The sequence below is a fragment of the Pannonibacter phragmitetus DSM 14782 genome, assembly GCF_000382365.1.
In the GTDB taxonomy this organism is placed as follows: Bacteria; Pseudomonadota; Alphaproteobacteria; order Rhizobiales; family Stappiaceae; genus Pannonibacter; species Pannonibacter phragmitetus.
Genome location: NZ_KB908230.1, coordinates 16120 through 34343, shown reverse-complemented (window position 1 = coordinate 34343; position 18224 = coordinate 16120). Strand labels below are relative to the sequence as shown.

At 63.6% G+C, this 18224-nt stretch carries 16 protein-coding genes, 1 tRNA gene and 1 pseudogene; 8 read left to right on the top strand and 10 right to left on the bottom strand.

The features are described 5' to 3' along the window. The first annotated feature begins 11 nt into the window (after positions 1–11). Positions 12–653, top strand: coding sequence for a trimeric intracellular cation channel family protein (locus H163_RS0118015; RefSeq protein WP_019966015.1), 642 nt, complete (start codon positions 12–14; stop codon positions 651–653). Positions 654–668: 15 nt separating this feature from the next. Here H163_RS0118015 and H163_RS0118010 read toward each other — a convergent pair whose 3' ends face one another. The 4 genes from H163_RS0118010 to H163_RS0117995 form a co-directional block, all read right to left on the bottom strand. Beyond that, on the bottom strand, positions 669–1022 hold the full coding sequence (locus tag H163_RS0118010; protein ID WP_026356018.1) for a LapA family protein: 354 nt from the start codon (positions 1020–1022) through the stop codon (positions 669–671). Between the two features lie 133 nt (positions 1023–1155). Further along, positions 1156–1473: an integration host factor subunit beta gene (locus H163_RS0118005; protein WP_019966013.1), complete on the bottom strand. Its 318-nt coding sequence runs from the start codon at positions 1471–1473 to the stop codon at positions 1156–1158. Next, entirely contained in the window at positions 1470–2474 is a 1005-nt protein-coding gene (gene sppA, locus H163_RS0118000) for a signal peptide peptidase SppA (RefSeq protein WP_019966012.1), read from the bottom strand. Before sppA ends, H163_RS0118005 begins: the two co-directional genes overlap by 4 nt. A gap of 217 nt (positions 2475–2691) precedes the next feature. Further along, positions 2692–3078 carry a hypothetical protein gene (locus H163_RS0117995; RefSeq protein WP_019966011.1) on the bottom strand — a complete coding sequence of 129 codons (387 nt, stop codon included), beginning with the start codon at positions 3076–3078 and terminating at the stop codon, positions 2692–2694. 360 nt (positions 3079–3438) lie between these two features. On the opposite strand from H163_RS0117995, the gene H163_RS0117990 reads away from it, so the two are divergent. The 7 genes from H163_RS0117990 (at position 3439) to H163_RS0117960 (ending at position 12266) form a co-directional block, all read left to right on the top strand. Continuing rightward, positions 3439–4266: a lytic murein transglycosylase gene (locus H163_RS0117990; RefSeq protein ID WP_019966010.1), complete on the top strand. Its 828-nt coding sequence runs from the start codon at positions 3439–3441 to the stop codon at positions 4264–4266. Between the two features lie 492 nt (positions 4267–4758). Further along, positions 4759–5388 carry a TetR/AcrR family transcriptional regulator gene (locus tag H163_RS0117985; RefSeq protein ID WP_019966008.1) on the top strand — a complete coding sequence of 210 codons (630 nt, stop codon included), beginning with the start codon at positions 4759–4761 and terminating at the stop codon, positions 5386–5388. After that, positions 5376–6983, top strand: coding sequence for a carboxyl transferase domain-containing protein (locus H163_RS0117980; protein WP_019966007.1), 1608 nt, complete (start codon positions 5376–5378; stop codon positions 6981–6983). The genes H163_RS0117985 and H163_RS0117980 overlap by 13 nt, the downstream gene beginning before the upstream one ends. 11 nt (positions 6984–6994) lie before the next feature. Next, on the top strand, positions 6995–8989 hold the full coding sequence (locus H163_RS0117975; protein ID WP_019966006.1) for an acetyl/propionyl/methylcrotonyl-CoA carboxylase subunit alpha: 1995 nt from the start codon (positions 6995–6997) through the stop codon (positions 8987–8989). Further along, positions 8979–10622 (top strand): acyl-CoA synthetase, encoded by a 1644-nt coding sequence (locus tag H163_RS0117970; RefSeq protein ID WP_019966005.1) that lies wholly within the window; start codon positions 8979–8981, stop codon positions 10620–10622. Before H163_RS0117975 ends, H163_RS0117970 begins: the two co-directional genes overlap by 11 nt. Continuing rightward, positions 10619–11476, top strand: coding sequence for a hydroxymethylglutaryl-CoA lyase (locus H163_RS0117965; RefSeq protein WP_019966004.1), 858 nt, complete (start codon positions 10619–10621; stop codon positions 11474–11476). The genes H163_RS0117970 and H163_RS0117965 overlap by 4 nt, the downstream gene beginning before the upstream one ends. Position 11477: 1 nt before the next feature. Next, a complete protein-coding gene (locus tag H163_RS0117960) occupies positions 11478–12266 on the top strand; it encodes a crotonase/enoyl-CoA hydratase family protein (protein ID WP_019966003.1) in 789 nt (262 codons plus the stop codon). Between the two features lie 18 nt (positions 12267–12284). On the opposite strand, the gene H163_RS0117955 is transcribed toward H163_RS0117960, so the two are convergent. The 6 genes and pseudogenes from H163_RS0117955 to H163_RS0117930 all read right to left on the bottom strand — a co-directional run bounded on the left by H163_RS0117955 (position 12285) and on the right by H163_RS0117930 (position 18165). Beyond that, positions 12285–14060: an SLC13 family permease gene (locus H163_RS0117955; protein WP_019966002.1), complete on the bottom strand. Its 1776-nt coding sequence runs from the start codon at positions 14058–14060 to the stop codon at positions 12285–12287. A gap of 175 nt (positions 14061–14235) precedes the next feature. Further along, positions 14236–15126 carry a hypothetical protein gene (locus H163_RS0117950; RefSeq protein WP_176581974.1) on the bottom strand — a complete coding sequence of 297 codons (891 nt, stop codon included), beginning with the start codon at positions 15124–15126 and terminating at the stop codon, positions 14236–14238. 438 nt (positions 15127–15564) lie between these two features. Next, positions 15565–16179 carry a LysE family translocator gene (locus tag H163_RS0117945; protein ID WP_019966000.1) on the bottom strand — a complete coding sequence of 205 codons (615 nt, stop codon included), beginning with the start codon at positions 16177–16179 and terminating at the stop codon, positions 15565–15567. A 135-nt stretch (positions 16180–16314) separates the two neighbouring features. Continuing rightward, on the bottom strand, positions 16315–16743 hold the full coding sequence (locus H163_RS24060) for a GNAT family N-acetyltransferase (RefSeq protein WP_040679188.1): 429 nt from the start codon (positions 16741–16743) through the stop codon (positions 16315–16317). 243 nt (positions 16744–16986) lie between these two features. Then, a pseudogene (locus H163_RS0117935) lies at positions 16987–17456 on the bottom strand (transposase). Positions 17457–18089: 633 nt separating this feature from the next. Beyond that, positions 18090–18165 (bottom strand) — tRNA-Thr (locus H163_RS0117930). Positions 18166–18224 lie beyond the last annotated feature (59 nt).

The following is an 18224-nucleotide window of genomic DNA, read 5'->3' as shown; positions in this document are numbered from 1 at the left end:
GTAACCGGCTCATGATGTTCGACAAGGCCCCCGAAACGCTGCTCAACGTGCTGATGGTGCTCGATTATGTGGGCGTTGCCGTCTTTGCCGTGACCGGCGCCATCGTCGCCTCGCGCAAGGGCATGGACTTCATCGCCTTCCTGTTTTTCGCCACCATGACCGGTGTCGGCGGCGGCACCCTGCGCGATCTCATCCTCGGCGTGCCCGTGTTCTGGACCAAGTCGGAAGGCTATCTGCTGGTCTGCTTTGGCGTCAGCGTGCTGATGTGGTTCGGCGCGCATATCGTCGAAGGCTGGGGCAAGCCGCTGCGCTGGGCCGATGCCATCGGCCTTGCCGCCTATTGCGTGATGGGTGCAGCCAAGTCCATGGCGGTCGATCACATGCCGGTCGTGGCCGTTCTGCTGGGTGCTTCAACCGCCACTTTCGGCGGCATCCTGCGCGATGTGGTGGCCGGAGATCCGACAGCAATCGCCAAGCCGGAGATCTACGTCACCGCCGCCTTCACGGGCGCAGCCGTCTTCGTGGTGCTGACGCTCGTCGGCTTCTCGCTGTGGCCCGCCGCCCTCATCGGCGCACTGGCGGCCTTCATCATCCGGGGCGGCGCCATTCTCAGGGGCTGGACGCTGCCGGGCTACTCCGCACCGAAATCCTGACCTTTTGCGCAGGCCTCAGGCGGCGCGGCTGTCCGGACCGGGAAGAGCGCGGGACGGAGAGGACTGCTCAACCTCGGCCCGCAGCTTGTCGGCTTCCTTGTGCCACTTGTCAGCCTCGGAGCGCTTGACGCGTGCCTCGCGGCGCCAGCGGCCCTGCTTTGCCCAGGCCCCGAGCCCGCCGATGACGATGCCCACCAGAATGGCGGCAAAAATCACCCAGAACAGCGGCACGCCGGTCAGCGTCAGGCGCGGGTCCTGCGGATCAAAGGGATTGAGCGAAAGATCGACCCCGTGCCGGTTGGCCACCGACAGCGGCACCACCACAAGGGCGATGGCAACGAGGATCAGGTTCTTGAAAAACCGGGTCACGGTCCCTGCCTTCTTCGGGAGCATCTGCGGCGCAAACGGCTTTGCCTGCAACGCTCCAGATGTTCAACTTCATGCTGTACCCGCTTAAGGCCTTGCATCCGGCCTCACTGGAGCCGCCTGCGCGGCGGAGCGGTCAGTCTTCGTCGTCGTCACCGTCTTCGCCGTGATCGACACCGTCATTCAGGCGCTCACGCATTTCCTTGCCGGTCTTGAAGAAGGGGACGTATTTCTCGTCCACCTCGACCTTCTGCCCCGTGCGCGGATTGCGGCCGACGCGGGCCGGGCGGTTCTTGACGGAAAAGGCGCCGAAGCCGCGCAATTCCACACGGTCACCGCGCATCAGCGCTTCGGTGATCTCGTCAAGGATCGCGTTGACGATGTTCTCGACGTCGCGCTGATAGAGATGCGGGTTCTGCTCCGCGATGCGCTGCACTAGCTCGGATTTGATCATTCCCCGCTCCCTTGTTCCTGACCACCCGGCACACCCCCGGGAGCGTGCCAAACAGAGACGAGCCCGTCAAGCGTAAGGCTCGGAGAAATCAATCCCTTAGCCTCTGAAACGCCCTCAATCAGCGCCTTGGCGGCTCCTTCACCAATCCCCTGAGACATCCGTGCCGCAAACGGCAGGCGGTTGCGCTCATCCGGCACCTTCCAGGTGACGACCGGAAGATCCTTTGCAACACCCTTTTCCTTCTCCAGCCAGGCAATGGCCGCATCTTCGCCGCCGATCGCATCCACCAGCTTGCGCTCCTGCGCGCGGAAGCCTGTGACAATGCTGCCGTCGGCGACGGCGCGAGCCTCTTCCGGGCTCAGCTTGCGCCGCTCAGCCACCAGCTTGACGAACCAGTCGTAGCTGTCGCCCACCAGAAGCGCCAGCATGTCACGGGTCTCGGGCGAGGGATCGGAATAGAAATCGGGCTCGGCCTTCATCGGCGCGCTTTTCACCGCATCCATCTTCACGCCGACCATGTCCATCAGCTTTTCGGCATTGCCGAACTGGAAGAGAACACCGATGGAGCCGGTGATGGAATTGTAGCGGGCGACGATGTGGTCGCTCGACAGCGCCACCATGTAGCCTGCAGAGGCACCGACGGTGCGTATCTCCGCGACAACGGGCTTCTTTGCAGAAAGCTCGCGCAGGGCCTGATACAGCGCCTCACCGCCCGTGGTGCTGCCGCCGGGTGAGTTGATGGAGACGATCACGCCGGCAACATGCTTGCTTTCACCCATTTCGCGGATGAGCTTCAACTGGTCCCGGTCTTCCAGGATCACGCCTTCGATGGGAATGCGCGCAATATGCGGGCTGCTGCGCTCCGCATTGAAACCGCCGCCAAGGGCGATGAGACCTGAGATGAGACCAACGGCCAGAATGAGAAAGGCTGCAACGCGCCAGAACACGAGCTTGCGGCGGAGCCTCCGGCGGTCGGTTATGGCTTCGGCATCCAGGGACATCTGTCACGCTCCACAGTCAACGGCCTTCATGGCTACACAGCCAGAGCCGTGATGAAAAGCCCAAATAGGCTGCAAGGTCAAATCATTGGCTGCAGAACACAGGCGTCTGCCCGTCTTGTTCCTGCCCGCTGCCCCAATGCGGAAGGCCGGGGACAGCCAGCCCCCGGCCTTGAGTTAGGATTCCTGCCTTGCTTGAGGCTGACGGTGGCGCACGGCTTCAACCGGCTGCATGAGCGGCAATACGGCGCAGACGGCGCAGGATCATGACGAAAGGCACCATGGAGACGGCCATCACCGTAGACCCCGTCATCGCCAGCAACAGGTTGCCATCCTCGATCGCAATCGCAACGCCGGGGATCATCAGCCACATGCCAATGGTCGCCGCGACAAAATGCAGCCGCGCCAGCCGGGAATGGGCCGCCTGCGGCACGGCATTGTAGTAGAGCCCGAAGAGCGTCATCGTCAGAAAGCCCAGAAGGGTCAGCTGCACATTGGCGGTGGCAAAGCCTGCCCCCTGACCTGCGGACATCTGAATGCCGAAAATGATGCTGCCCACGCCATAGAACATGGCGGAAATGAAGAACCAGAAGGAAATGCCTCGCATGGGTCCGTTCCTTGATCCAAAGCCGCTCCAGCGCCATCATGGCCCTGCAGCACGCCCCCATGGCTATGGCATGCGCCTGTTGCGCGACCAAAACCGTGGTCTGCATCACATTCCGGCCGATTGGCTTGCGCTATGAAACCCTGCCGCCTGAAGCCTGCGGAGGGTCACATCCGGTCACAACCGCGTGGGACTGCCCGGAGAAACGGCATTTGATGCCCTCTTTCCCTTGACGAACCGGGGGAAACAAAGGCAAGCCAGCTCATTCGAAAGGCAGGAGCCAACACGAATCATCCGCCTTTCGGTTTCACCCATCACACATGCCCGGCACCTGTGCCGCCGGGTCATCCGGGAGTGCCCGCCATGCGCAAGCTGCTTTGCGCTCTTGCCCTTTCCCTGACTGCATCCCTCGCCCCCGCCCTGACGGCCACATCCGCTCAGGCTGCCGCCTGCGGCAATGATGCTTCCGGCTTTGATGCCTGGATTGCCAGCTTCAAACAGGAGGCACCCGGCCAGTACGGGCTGAAGTCCTATACGGTTGCCAATGCCCTTGAGGGCGTGACCTATGATCCGCAGGTGATCAAACTCGACCGCGGCCAGAAGTCTTTCAAGCTGAGCTTCGATGAATTCTACAAGCGGCGCGTCAACAAGGCGCTGATTGACCGCGGCCGCCTGATGCATGCCCAGTATGCCGGGATGTTCGAGCGCATCCAGCAGGATTTCGGCGTGCCGCCGCAGATCATCATCGCCATCTGGGGCCTGGAAACGGGCTATGGCGCCAACTCGGGCAAGATGGATGTGGTGCGCTCGCTCGCGACCCTGTCCTACGACTGCCGCCGCTCGGAATTCTTCACCCGCGAACTGGTCTCGGCCCTGAAGATCATCGAGAACGGCGACAAGGTGCGCGAAGACATGCGCGGCGCCTGGGCAGGCGAGCTGGGCCAGACCCAGTTCCTCGCCAGTTCCTATCTCAACTACGCCGTCGACTATGACCGGGACGGCAAGCGCGACCTGATCCGCTCCATCCCGGACGTCATGGCTTCCACCGCCAACTACCTGAAGCAGAAGGGCTGGCGCGCCGGTGAAAGCTGGGCGCCCGGCACCCCGAACCACGAGGTTCTGCGGGAGTGGAACAAGGCTGAGGTCTATGTCCAGACCATCGGCGTGATGGCCGAACAGCTGATGGAATGAAAAGAAGGGCGCGCCGGATGGGTGCGCCCTGAGGTCGACGACCAAGCAAGCATTCTCCTCTTTCGTCATGGCCGGGCTTGTCCCAGCCATCTGCAAGCCATTGATTTGGTTAGATCCTCGGCACAAGGCCGAGGATGACGATGGAGAGGCCGAAGGTTTGTCAGCAGTCTGAGGGCGCGCCAGGTGGGCGCGCCCTTTGTGTTTCACAGAGCATCTTCCGTCATGCCATGACTTGATCATGGCATCCATGCCCCTGCATCTCCCAATGTTGGAGCAGCGACAGGACACGAGCATTCAGAGCGGCTGCACGGTCACGGAATGGATGCCATGGTCGAGCCATGGCAAGACGAAAATAACGAGGTCCCCGTTGAAAAAGGGATCTCCGAAGCAGAACAAGCGCAGCTACGGTTCCCTGATCAAGAGGCCCCTCCATCAGCTGCACTTGCAAATGAATGATCGTTCATTTATTTTCTTCTGCAGGAGGAAACAGGCATGGCACGCACGGTGGGCGCCAGAGGAGAGGAAACGGCAGAGCGCGTGCGCGAGGCGGCGCTGCGGCTGTTTGCGCGCGAGGGCTACGCCGCCGTTTCCATGCGCCAGATTGCCACCGCTGTCGGCGTCCAGCCCGGTGCGCTCTACAATCATTTCCCCACCAAGCAGGACATCCTGCGCGACCTGATGGTCAGCCACATGCAGGCGCTGCTGGATGCCTGGGGCGCGAACTGCGCCGCCGCAGACCCCGGCGAAGGCCCGGACGCGGCGCTGGAGCGCTTCACCCGGTTTCACATCCGCTATCATCTGGCGCGCACCGATGCGGTGTTTGTCTCCTACATGGAGCTGCGCAATCTGGAGCCGGAGAATTTTCAGGCCGTCGAGCATCTGCGCCAGCGGTATGAGGCAATCCTGACGGACATCCTGAAGCGCGGCGCGCAGGCGGGCAGCTTTGCCGTCAGCGAGCCGCAGGTGGCCACCCGCGCCATCATCGCCATGCTGACCGGCCTTGGCACCTGGTACCGGGAGGGCGGCAGGCTCTCCAAGGCCGATATCGAAACCATCTATCTGGACATGGTGACCGCAAGCGTCACCGGAGGGAGAGGAGCCGGGAGACAATGGGCATCCTGAAATCGAACGCGGCCACGCGCGGCGAGGTTTTCGAGAAGAACCGCAAGGCGCATGAAGCGGCCCTAGAAGAGGTGCGCCGGGCGGCGGAAGCGGCCTTTGAAGGCGGCGGAGCTGAAGCCCGCGCCCGCCATGCCTCACGCGGCAAGATCCTGCCGCGCGAGCGCGTCTCGCGCCTGCTCGACCCCGGCTCGCCCTTTCTGGAAGTCGGCCTCTTCGCCGCCCATGGGCTCTATGACAACGCCTCCCCTTCGGCGGGCGTCATCGCCGGCATTGGCCGTGTCGAGGGCCGGGAAGTGATGATCGTCGCCAATGACGCGACGGTGAAGGGCGGCACCTACTACCCCATGACGGTGAAGAAGCACCTGCGGGCGCAGGAGATTGCCGCCGAGAACAATCTGCCTTGCGTCTATCTGGTGGATTCGGGCGGCGCCAACCTGCCGAACCAGGACGAGGTGTTCCCGGACCGCGACCATTTCGGCCGCATCTTCTTCAATCAGGCCAACATGTCCGCACGCGGCATCGCCCAGATCGCCGTGGTGATGGGCTCCTGCACCGCAGGCGGGGCCTATGTTCCGGCCATGAGCGATGAAACCATCATCGTGCGCAATCAGGGCACCATCTTCCTCGCAGGCCCGCCGCTGGTGAAGGCGGCGACGGGTGAGGAGGTGAGCGCGGAAGACCTTGGCGGCGGCGATGTGCACACGCGCCTCTCCGGTGTCGCCGATCACCTCGCCCGGGACGATGCCCATGCGCTGGCCCTTGCGCGCCGGGCGGTGGCCAATCTCAACCGCACCAAGCAGGTGCATCTCGACCTGCAAAGCCCGGAAGACCCGCTTTATGATCCGGAGGAAATCTTCGGCGTGGTTCCGGCGGATCTGAAGACGCCCTATGACATCCGCGAGGTGATCGCCCGCATCACCGACGGCTCGCGCTTTGACGAGTTCAAGGCCCGCTACGGCACCACGCTGGTCTGCGGCTTTGCCCATATCTACGGCATGCCCGTGGGCATCATCGCCAACAATGGCGTGCTTTTCTCCGAAAGCGCGGTCAAGGGCGCACACTTCGTCGAGCTTTGCTCCCAGCGCAAGATCCCGCTCGTGTTCCTGCAGAACATCACCGGCTTCATGGTTGGGCGGAAGTATGAAAGCGGCGGCATCGCCAAGGATGGCGCCAAGCTGGTGACGGCTGTGGCCACCACCTCCGTGCCGAAGATCACCATGCTGGTCGGCGGCTCCTTCGGCGCGGGCAATTACGGCATGTGCGGGCGCGCCTATTCGCCCCGCTTCCTGTGGACCTGGCCCAACTCCCGCATTTCGGTGATGGGCGGCGAACAGGCCGCCGGTGTGCTGGCCACCGTCCGGCGCGAGGGCATCGAGCGCAAGGGCGGCAGCTGGTCAATAGACGAGGAAAAGGCCTTCAAGCAGCCGGTCATCGACCAGTTCGAGGCGCAAGGCCACCCGCTCTATGCTTCGGCGCGGCTGTGGGACGACGGCATCATCGATCCGCGCAAGACCCGCGAGATCCTCGCCCTCTCCCTCTCCGCCGCCCTCAACGCCCCGATCGAAGACACCCGCTTCGGCCTGTTCCGGATGTGAGGGAGGAAATCATGTTCAGAAAAATCCTCATCGCCAACCGCGGTGAAATTGCCTGCCGGGTGATCAAGACGGCGCGCAGGCTTGGTGTCCGCACTGTAGCGGTCTATTCGGATGCGGATGCGGGCGCGCAGCATGTGGCCATGGCAGACGAGGCCTGGCGGCTGGGTCCGGCACCGGTGGCCGAAAGCTATCTCAAGGCCGAACGCATCATCGAGATCTGCCGCCAGTCGGGCGCGGAGGCGGTGCATCCGGGCTATGGCTTCCTGTCGGAGAACCCGGATTTCGTCGAGGCGCTGGAAGCGGCCGGCATTGCCTTTATCGGCCCCAGCGCCAGCGCCATCCGCGCCATGGGGCTGAAGGATGCCGCCAAGGCGCTGATGGAAAAGGCCGGGGTGCCGGTGGTGCCGGGTTATCACGGCGACAATCAGGATGCGGATTTCCTTCAGGAGCGCGCTGATGAAATCGGCTATCCCGTGCTGATCAAGGCCCGTGCAGGCGGCGGCGGCAAGGGCATGCGCCGGGTGGACCGGCGCGAGGACTTCCGCGCCGCACTGGAAGGCGCGCAGCGCGAGGGCGCGGCGAGCTTCGGCGATCCGCGCGTGCTGATCGAGAAATATCTGACCAAGCCCCGCCACATCGAAATTCAGGTCTTCGGCGACAGCAAGGGCAATGTGGTGCATCTGTTCGAGCGGGACTGCTCGCTGCAGCGCCGCCACCAGAAGGTGATCGAGGAAGCCCCTGCCCCCGGCATGCCGGAGGCGATGCGCGCCGCCATGGGCGCTGCCGCCGTCAAGGCCGCACAGGCCATCGGCTATTGCGGGGCGGGTACGATCGAGTTCATCGCCGATGTGTCGGAAGGCCTGTCGCAGGACCGGTTCTACTTCATGGAGATGAACACCCGCCTGCAGGTGGAGCATCCGGTGACGGAATACATCACCGGGCAGGATCTGGTGGAATGGCAGCTGAAAGTGGCGAATGGCGAGCCCCTGCCCCTGACGCAGGACCAGCTGGCCATCAACGGCTGGGCCTTCGAGGCGCGGCTTTATGCCGAGGATGCGGAACGCGGCTTCCTGCCGGCCACCGGCACGCTGACCCATCTGCGCCTGCCGGAAGACATGGCCCGCGTTGATTCCGGCGTGCGGCAGGGCGACACGATCACCCCATGGTATGATCCGATGATCGCCAAGATCATCGTCCACGGCCCGGACCGCAAGACGGCGCTGGCCCGGCTGCTGGCAGCGCTTGAGGCAACGGAAGTGGCGGGCTCGGTCACCAACGCCGCCTTCCTCGCCGCCCTGTGCCGTCACGAGGGCTTTGCCGCCGGAGACGTGGACACCGGCCTCATTGGCCGCGATCAGGAGGCGCTGACCGCAAGGCCCGGCACCCCGCCGGTGGTGCTGGCGCTTGCCGCCCTCACCAGCCTTGGCCTGACGCGCCCAGCCACCGGGCAGGACCCATGGGAGCGGCTGAGCGGCTGGCGGGCCTGGAGCGCGGCGCGGCAGTTTGCCGTGCTCGACCACAAGGGCACGCGGCTTGAAGTCGAGGTGCACAGCCTTGGCCGCAGCCGTTTTTCCGCCCATGTGGCGGACAGCGTTCTGGAGGTCGAGATCACCCATGTGGAAGACGGCACCATCCGCTTCGACATGGGCGGCCACCGGGACAAGGCGCGCATTGCCGACATGGGCGCGGCCATCTCCGTCTTCCACGGCGGCGAGGCCTTCGAATTCACCCGCGCCGACATGCTGTCCGGCGAGGATGAGGGCGATGCTGCCGGTGACCGGCTGATTGCTCCGATGCCGGGGCTGGTGAAGGTGCTGACCGCCGCCAAGGGGCAGGCCGTGACACGCGGCGAACCTCTGCTGATCCTGGAAGCCATGAAGATGGAGCACACGCTCACCGCCCCGCGTGACGGGGTGATCGGCGATGTCTTCGTCAGCGAAGGCGAGCAGGTGACCGATGGCACGCTGCTGCTGGCCCTTGCACAGGAGAGCGCCGATGCTGCCTGAAGCTGACAGCTATGCGGCGATGCGGGCGGCCTTCCGCTGGCAGATCCCCGATCGCTTCAACATCGGCACCGCCATCTGTGACCGCTGGGCAGACGCAGAACCGGACCGCGAAGCCATCACCTATGTGGCCGAAGACGGCACCGCCACCCGTGTCAGCTATGGCGAGCTGAAGGCCCTGTCCAACCGCTTGGCCAACCTGTTCCGCGCCCGTGGCCTTGAGCGCGGCGACCGGGTGGGCGTGCTGCTGCCGCAGAGCATCGAGACCGCCGCCGCCCATATCGCCGCGCTGAAATGCGGGGCGGTCACCATTCCGCTCTTCACCCTCTTCGGCGAAGAGGCGCTGGAATACCGGCTGGGCAATGCGGGGGTGAAGATCCTCGTCACCGATGCAGGCGGCGCAGCCAAACTGGAGCACCTGCGGGACAAGCTTCCCGCCCTCACCACCGTGTTCTGCATCGACGGCGCCCATCACGTTGCGGAAGATCTGGCACACTCCCTGACCGGCCACGAGACGGCTTTCACCCCGGTGGACACCGCCGCCGAAGATCCGGCCATCATCATCTACACCTCCGGCACAACCGGCCAGCCCAAGGGCGCGCTGCATGGGCACCGAGTGCTGCTGGGCCATCTGCCGGGTGTGGAAATGAGCCACGACTTCCTGCCCCGCCCCGGCGACAGGTTCTGGACCCCGGCGGACTGGGCCTGGATCGGCGGGCTTCTCGATGTGCTGATGCCCGCGCTCTACCACGGCATCCCTGTGGTCGCCTGCCGATTTCGCAAGTTCACCGGGGAAGCGGCCTTCGAGCTGATGGAAAAACAGAACATCCGCAACGCCTTCCTGCCGCCCACCGCGCTGAAGATGATGCGGCAGGTGGAAAGCCCGCAGACCCGCTACAAACTGGCCCTGCGCTCCGTCGCATCGGGCGGCGAGACGCTGGGGGCCGAGCTCATCGCCTGGGGCCGCAAGGTCTTCGGCCTGACCATCAACGAGTTCTACGGCCAGACCGAGTGCAACATGATCGTGTCGAGCTGCGCCGCCGTCATGGAGGCGCGCCCCGGCATCATGGGCCGCGCCGTACCCGGCCATGATGTGGATGTGGTGACGGAGAAAGGCGAACTTGCCGCCGATGGCGAGCAAGGGCTGATCGCTGTGCGCGGGCCCGATCCGGTGATGTTCCTTGGCTACTGGAACAACGAGGCCGCCACCCGCGCCAAGTTCCTCAACGGCTGGATGCTGACCGGCGACACGGGCGTGCGTGATGCGGACGGCTGGCTGCGCTTCGTCGGCCGGGATGATGACGTGATCACCTCCTCCGGTTACCGCATCGGGCCGGGCGAGATCGAGGATTGCCTGCTGCGCCATCCCGCCGTCGCCATGGCCGGCGTTGTCGGCAAGCCGGACGCCCAGCGCACGGAAATCGTCAAGGCTTACGTCGTGCTGAAAGCCGGGGTGGAACCCCGCGACAGCCTCGCCGGTGACATCGCCCAATTCGTCAAGACCCGCCTTGCCGCCCACGAATACCCGCGCGAGGTGGAATTTGTCGATGCCCTGCCCATGACCACCACCGGCAAGGTGATCCGCCGCGAACTGCGCCAGCGCGCAAGCAACGAACACTCCGGAGAAGCGTTATGACCGGTTTCGTCACCCTGTTCGAAATGGGCCCCCGCGACGGGCTGCAGAACGAGAAGGCGCAGATCGCCACCGCAGACAAGATCCGCCTTGTCGATATGCTGAGCGCCTGCGGCTTTGCCAAGATCGAGGTCACCAGCTTCGTCAGCCCCAAATGGGTGCCGCAGATGGCCGATGCCGCCGATGTGCTGGCGGGCATCCACCGCCGGCCGCAGACCGCCTATACGGCCCTCACCCCCAACGTGAAGGGCTACGAGGCCGCCCGCGCGGCCGGGGCGGATGAGGTGGCCGTGTTCGGCTCGGCCTCGGAAGGCTTTTCGCGCAAGAACATCAATTGCTCCATCGCAGAGAGTCTGGAGCGCTTCCGCCCGCTGGTGGACAAGGCGCTGGAGGACGGCATCCCGGTGCGCGGCTACATCTCCTGCATCACCGACTGCCCCTATGACGGCCCCACCCCGCCGGAAAACGTGGCTGATGTCGCCGCCAAGCTGCTGGCCATGGGCTGCTACGAGATTTCCCTCGGCGACACCATTGGCACAGGCACGCCGGAGACCATCGGCCGGATGCTGGATGCGGTGCTGGCACAGGTGCCCGCGCAAAAACTCGCCGGGCATTATCACGACACCAAGGGACTGGCACTCGCCAATGTCGAGGTGAGCCTTGAAAAGGGCTTGCGTGTCTTTGACGCCGCCGTGGGCGGGCTCGGCGGCTGCCCCTATGCCCCCGGCGCGAAGGGCAATGTGGCGACGGAAGCAGTTGCCGCCCTGCTGGCGGACAAGGGTTTCGAGACCGGACTGGACAAGGAAAGGCTGGCGGAAGCCGGCGCCTTCGCCCGCACGCTCAGGAAGGACACATAAAATGAGCGAGACATTCGAGACCATCCGCCTTGAAACGGACGCCCGCGGCGTCGCCACGCTGACGCTCGCCCGCCCGGACAAGCACAACGCCCTGTCGGCGCAGATGATTGCCGAACTCACGAGGGCCGCCGCCCGGCTTGCCGCAGACAGCGCCGTGCGCGTGGTGATCCTCACCGGCGAGGGCGCGAGCTTTTGCGCGGGCGGTGATCTGGACTGGATGCGCGAGCAATTTACCGCTGAGCGCGCCACCCGCATGGCCGAGGCACGCAAGCTGGCGCTGATGCTGAAGGCGCTGAACGAGTTGCCGAACCCCCTCATTGGCCGTGTGCAAGGTCAGGCCTTTGGCGGCGGCATCGGCATGATGAGTGTCTGCGACGTGGCCATTGCAGCAGAAGGCGCGAAATTCGGCCTGACCGAGACCCGCCTTGGCCTGATCCCGGCCACCATCAGCCCCTATGTTCTGGCCCGCATGGGCGAGGGCAAGGCGCGGCGCGTGTTCATGTCCGCCCGTCTGTTCGATGCGCAGGAGGCCGTGGCACTGGACCTTGCCGCCCGGGCCGTTGCACCTGAGGATCTGGACGCTGCCATCGAGCGGGAGGTGAAGCCCTATCTCTCCGCTGCGCCCGGCGCCGTTGCCCGCGCCAAGCGCCTCGCCCGCTCGCTCAGCACGCCCATCACCGATGCGGTGATCGAAGACACCATCCGCCAGCTCGCCGATTGCTGGGAAGACCCGGAAGCCCACGAGGGCATTTCCGCCTTCTTCGAGAAGCGCAAGCCCGCGTGGGTGTGATCCGTCCCGCGCCTGCCCTCAGAACGGGAAGAACAGCGGGATGGCCACAACGGCGACAACGGCAAAGATGATGTTCAGCGGCAGGCCGGCGACGATGAAGTCGCGGAACTTGTAGCCGCCGGCGCTGTAGACGAAGGTGTTCGTCTGGTAGCCGATGGGCGTGGCGAAGCTGGCGCTGGCGGCAAACATCACCGCCATGATGAAGGGCCGGGGATCAAGCCCCAGTTGCTGCGCCAGCGAAATGGCCAGCGGCCCGACCAGCACCGCCACTGCATTGTTGCTGACCATCTCCGTCAGCGCCGAGGTCAGCACATAGACCATGGCCAGAATGACGATCGGATTGGCATGCCCGAGCACATGCATCACCCCATCCACCACCAGCTGCACTGCCCCGGTCTTTTCCATGCCGATGCTGAAGCCGAGCATGCCGTAGATGAGGAAGAGGATGTTCCAATCGATGGAATCAAAGGCATCCTGCGGCTCGATGCAGCGCGTCATCATGACAATGACAGCCCCGATCAGCGCCAGCCCCTCGATGGGCATGACATTGAGCGCCGCCAGAACCATGACACCCAGAATGGCAGCGATGGCGATGGGGGCCTTCTGACGGCGGATCGGGCTTTCCTGCGGGGCAGAGAGGTTGATCAGGCCTTCGCTCTGGGCCAGCCGCTGCAGGCCCTCGGCGGGGCCTTCCAGCAGCAGCGTGTCGGCGAAATGCAGGCGGAGCGTGTTGATCTCCTTGGAGATATTGCGGTCCTGCCGGTGCACGGCCATCACATAGACGCCATAGGTGCGGCGCAGGTCCAGCGAATTGAGCAGCCGCCCGATCAGGCGCGAATTGGGGCCGACACTGGCCTCCAGCGTGATACTCTGATCGGCGGCGACCGGCTCGAAGCCCTGATCGGACACATCGCGGAACTCGATCTGCCCGTCTTCCTTCAGCGCCAGAATCTCGCCCGTGCCGGTCTTCACCACGATCCGGTCACCGGCCTGCAGGGTGATGCCGTCCAGCCTGTTGCGCAGGGACTGTTCGCCGCGCAGCACGTCCACCACCCGGCTCTGACTGTTGGTGAAAGGCAGTTCACTCAGCGTCTTGCCCACATAGCGTGAGCCCGCCGGCACCAGCAGCCGTGCCATGAAGCGGCGCGAGCCGCCCTGCCCCAGGACGCCTGCCATGGACTGGCGCTCGGGCAGCAGGTAGCGCACAGCAAAGAGCATGTAGACAAGGCCGACAGCCGCGAAGACAAGACCGACGCCCGTCATCTCGAACATGCCGAGGGCCGGCAGCCCGGCCTTTGTCGTGATGCCGCTCATCAGAATGTTGGTGGAGGTGCCGACCAGCGTCAGCGTGCCGCCGAGAATGGCCGCATAGGACAGCGGAATAAGAAATTTCGACGGGGCAGACCCCAGCTGCGCCGAAACCGCGATCATCACCGGCGCCAGCAGAATGACCACCGGCGTGTTGTTCATGAAGGCCGAGGCGATGATCGCCATGACCATCATGATGAAGACGGCCCTGAGATAGGAGCCCTTGGCGGAGGCCCCCAGCCACTCCCCCAGCACCTGCAGCACGCCGGTTCGCTCCAGAGCTGCACTGAGGATGAACATCATGGCGATGGTGATCGGCGCGCCGGAACTGAAGACCGACAGAAACTCCTTGGTATCGATGATGCCGACCGCCAGAAGCACGGCCGTGCCTGCCAGGGCGGTCACCTCCGGCGGATATATTTCCTTGAAAAAGCTGAAGAAAACGAGGCCAAGAAGGGCGAAGACAATAAACTGGTCAAGTGTCATGTTCGGACAACGCGCCTTTCAGAGCCGCAGGTTCGACGGCGGAGCCTAGCATTGACAGGGGTTGCAATGAAGCAACCGCCGGACAACTGTTTCACAGGAACAGCAACGCCATGCCACGGCAGCCGGTTCCCGGAGAATGCAGTTCTCCGCAAGGAAAGCACAGGGCCGGCCAGCGTCAAAGCCCCGCCCGCGCACGGGACTGGCCTTGCAGGCCGGAGGCGCCGCTCTGCTGCAAGGCGCGCTGCTGGGCCCTCTGGCGGGCCAAAAGCTCCAGCCCCTCACGCACGGTCCGCGGCATGTCCGGCGGCAGCGGCATGAAGCTTTCCTGCGGCGCCACCTTGCCATAGCGCTTTTCGCGCACCCGCCGGATGCGCCGCTTGCCGCGCTCGGACAGGCCCGCAGGCAGGTCAATGCCGGCACGGTCCATGTCGATGAAGATGCGCTCCAGATCCGGGATTGCCTCGGTGGAGATGATGAAGGTGGACCCGTCCTTGCGGCGGAAGGTCAGCGCCGTGGATGCGCCGGAGCCGCCCAGCAGCACCACGGCCTTTTCGGCCCCCAGCATGGCCGCCGCCCAGTCCAGCGTGCCGCGCACGTTGCGCAGCTTCAGCTCGACACGGGCAAGATCCGTGTAACGCACCCGGATGACACGGCCGAGTTCCGTCACCTCGAAGCCATTGCCGAAGAAGCGGATCCAGGAGGTTTCCTGCCTCACCGCAATCATGAAGACCGGGATCGACAGACCGGCGGGCAGAAGCAGCAGCAGAAACCACAGCCCCGCGCTGCCGGGCATCAGCCCCGCACCGGCAAAAGCCGCCGTGAACAGGGGAATGCCGACAGAAAACCCAATGAGATCAGAGGTGAAGATCGAAGGGCGCCAGCGCGGCTGCACCGCCCCCGTGGGCGGCTTGCGGCGCGGCAGCGACGTGTAGAGCCCGACTGCCCCGCCAAGGCAGACAAGCACCGTGAAGGCACTGAACACGGTCAGCCCCCCGGCAAGCCCCAGAACCGCCAGCCCCATGGCCCCCGCACGCCGCGCAAGCTCAATGGTTCCCGTCTCGCCCAAACACCCCTCCGCCCGGCAGCCCCGAAAGCCCTGCCGAATCACACCCCACACACAGGCGTTAACCATGGCCTTGTCAAGGCAGCAAGGTCAAGATTGCGGCGCAAATGGGCGGTGGTGTTTGGCGGGATAGGGGATGACGCTTCCCCCAAAGGTCAATCAGATATCCCGGCCCGGAGCAGGAGGAAGCGTCAGCTCGGCCTTCTCCCGCATCGGCAACCCCATCCTTCACGAAACCCTGTTGTTTCCGTCTTGCCATGGCTCGACCATGGCATGACGGAAGGAGGCTTATGAGACACGAAGAAAGCAACCATCCGGAGTGATCCTCTGTCATTGGCTGGGGCGGATAGCCCAAAACGGGTAGCCAGACCGCATAAGCCTTTTGCGTGATCGAGTGAACGACTGGCAAATCCTCAGGGTTCGCTGCTCTAATCTCGATCATTAATTTCGTGTAGCGATAGCGGCGGCGGCCCCGCCCAGAGCGATGGCTCCAATCCGATTGGCAATCCGTGTGGCACGAGGGGTTCGCAATAGAAGCCGCGCCTTATGGGCGAGGAAGGTCCAGGTCAGATCAATTGCAGCCAGCGTCATCAGCGTGACAGCGGCGAGGATCGCCCATTCCCGAACTCCCGTCACCGAAAGATCGATCAGGGACGGCAGAAGGGCAAGGTAGAACACCATAATCTTCGGGTTGCCCAAGGTGAGCGCCATACCCGCACCGAACATGGACAAGGGCGAAGCCCGCCGAGGAAGATCGTCAGCAGCCTCGCCCACCGGCTTCTGCCACATCTTGAACGCCAGCCAGCAGAGATAGGCAACGCCGAGCCACTTCAGGATATGAAAGCCGAATTGGAATGTCTGTGCCAGCGCGGTGAGGCCAGCCATTGCCATAGTGAGCCAGATAACCTCACCAATCCACATAGCCGCGACGAAGGGTACAACGTCCCGCCAACCGCTGGTGATCACCCGCGATACAAGTGCAGCGATGCTTGGACCGGGGGTTCCCGCATTCAGAAGCAGGGCACCTGCGAAGATAGCAACAGACAATAGTTCCATGGGTTTCCTCGGGTGGTCATTTTATCGACATTCAGATCGTGTCGCCACCGCGTCAAACCGGACATTCGCGCGCATAGCACGATACTTCCGCTCCGAGCCCAGAGTGCCGAATGCTGCAATGCGTTTAAAGGGCAGCTATTTCGTCAAGACGAATTGGGTCATCCCGGCACCCAACTGGCCGGTAGGTCGCTCCTGAAAGCCAAAATGCTGGTAGAATGTTTCTTTACCCTTCGCAGACATCAAACCAATCGTTGCGCCCGTCGCGGCGCGTGCCAAGGCCTCTTCGAGAAGCTTTGAAACAATCTGTCGCCCGATTGAGCGGTTCTGATGGCTTGGTCGCACAATGATGTCTTGCAGGTAGAAATACAGCACCCCATCCCCGACCACACGACCCATACCAATGAGATGTTCACCTTCAAAACAGGTCAGATCGATGACACTTCGCTCTAACGCTCTTTTTGCAGTGTCGAGACCGATCTCGCCCCATCCGCAATCAGAACGCAGCTCTATGAAATCTTCTGGTTTTGGTGGGGCAAATAGGTATGAAATTTGATGATTTGGCAAAGCTGGGACCCTCTGCTGTAAGCTGACATTCCCAAAGTGGCGTCCCGCTAGACGTAGTGGTCGCACGAACCTGGCCGCTGGACAAGTGCTCTTTGCGCCGAGCGGCGTCTTCGGTCGCGCGGGCTCTTGGACATGGCAGATCCGGCGGTGAAGCCGCCCCGTTCTCGCCCAGCGATATTGTTTTTTTAGCGCAGCGGGCAGGGCTGTCCTGCCGCTTTCGTTCATTGTGGGTCTGGATTACGGTCATCCGCATAGCGGAGGTTCTCGAAACCGGCGGATGGCGGCGAGGATGGCGCGCACCATCGGGCCGGTGACGGCGACCTCGACCAGCTGGAAGGTGATGGCGCGGGCGTGACGCACGACACGCGCCCCGATCTTGATCAGCTTCAGTTGCAGGCTGCTCAACGACCAGTCGGCCATGGCCCCGGGCAACTCGATACAGCGCAAGAAGTGGCCAAGTTGCAGGCTGGCGCGTGCAGTTGCAGCCCTACCTCGTTGTCGCGGAGCCTCCGGCATGACAGCCGCGTCCAGCGAAAGGCATACTTGCCTTCCTTGATGTGCTGCTCGGCTGTGCCGCGCTGGTTATAGAACCGCCAGCCCCATCGCCCCCGCACGCCGCGCAAGCTCAATGGTCCCCGTCTCGCCCAAACACCCCTCCGCCCGGCAGCCCGAAAGCCCCGCCGAATCACACCCCGCACACAGGCGTTAACCATGGCCTTGTCAAGGCAGCAAGGTCAAGATTGCGGCGCAAATGGGCGGTGGTGTTTGGGGGATGGGGGATGACGCTTCCCCCAAAGGTCAATCAGATATCCCGGCCCGGAGCAGGATGAAGCGTCAGCTCCGCCTTCTCCCGCATCGGCGCTCCCTTCCTCACGGCACCCCGTTGCTTCCGTCTTGCCATGGCTCGACCATGGCATCCATGCCCTTACATATCCCTGTGCCGGAGCGGTAACGGGGGACGTGTCTTCACAGAGACTGAGCGTGCAGCACGGTCACGGAATGGATGCCATGATCAAGTCATGGCATGACGGAAGGAAGTTTGTGGAGCACGAAGAGGGCTACAGTCCCGCACAGGCCTGGCTTTTTTGAAGAATAGGCGCCACCGGCACCAGCCGTAAGAACGGCCGCCTATTTGCCTGCCGCGCTGATCTCGTCATATTGAGCGAGAGGGCCGAACTTTAAGAAGAGCGGGACTACGTTCTAACTTGTAAGAATCCCTTACAAATTGCGCTCTCTGCCGGATCACCCGCTTCAAAGACGCTGCGAATCTGCTGTATGACCGCCTGCCTGCAACCTCAAAACAAGAGCGGACTCAAATTCACAATAATGATCAAGCAGTGAGAAACTGGTGCCGCTTGCAGGACTCGAACCTGCGACCCCATCATTACGAATGATGTGCTCTACCAACTGAGCTAAAGCGGCTTATCCGGCTGGAGCCTTGAAGCTCTTGCGGATGGTGTCCGGCGCAATGCGCGGAGACC

Coding starts and splice junctions, on each gene's coding strand:
- H163_RS0117955 (WP_019966002.1), bottom strand. CDS start 14,060: ATGACACTTGACCAGTTTATTGTCTTCGCCCTTCTTGGCCTCGTTTTC.
- H163_RS0118015 (WP_019966015.1), top strand. CDS start 12: ATGATGTTCGACAAGGCCCCCGAAACGCTGCTCAACGTGCTGATGGTG.
- H163_RS0117985 (WP_019966008.1), top strand. CDS start 4,759: ATGGCACGCACGGTGGGCGCCAGAGGAGAGGAAACGGCAGAGCGCGTG.
- H163_RS0117960 (WP_019966003.1), top strand. CDS start 11,478: ATGAGCGAGACATTCGAGACCATCCGCCTTGAAACGGACGCCCGCGGC.
- H163_RS0117995 (WP_019966011.1), bottom strand. CDS start 3,078: ATGCGAGGCATTTCCTTCTGGTTCTTCATTTCCGCCATGTTCTATGGC.
- H163_RS0117975 (WP_019966006.1), top strand. CDS start 6,995: ATGTTCAGAAAAATCCTCATCGCCAACCGCGGTGAAATTGCCTGCCGG.
- H163_RS0117980 (WP_019966007.1), top strand. CDS start 5,376: ATGGGCATCCTGAAATCGAACGCGGCCACGCGCGGCGAGGTTTTCGAG.
- H163_RS0117945 (WP_019966000.1), bottom strand. CDS start 16,179: ATGGAACTATTGTCTGTTGCTATCTTCGCAGGTGCCCTGCTTCTGAAT.
- H163_RS0117965 (WP_019966004.1), top strand. CDS start 10,619: ATGACCGGTTTCGTCACCCTGTTCGAAATGGGCCCCCGCGACGGGCTG.
- H163_RS0117990 (WP_019966010.1), top strand. CDS start 3,439: ATGCGCAAGCTGCTTTGCGCTCTTGCCCTTTCCCTGACTGCATCCCTC.
- H163_RS0117970 (WP_019966005.1), top strand. CDS start 8,979: ATGCTGCCTGAAGCTGACAGCTATGCGGCGATGCGGGCGGCCTTCCGC.
- sppA (WP_019966012.1), bottom strand. CDS start 2,474: ATGTCCCTGGATGCCGAAGCCATAACCGACCGCCGGAGGCTCCGCCGC.
- H163_RS0118005 (WP_019966013.1), bottom strand. CDS start 1,473: ATGATCAAATCCGAGCTAGTGCAGCGCATCGCGGAGCAGAACCCGCAT.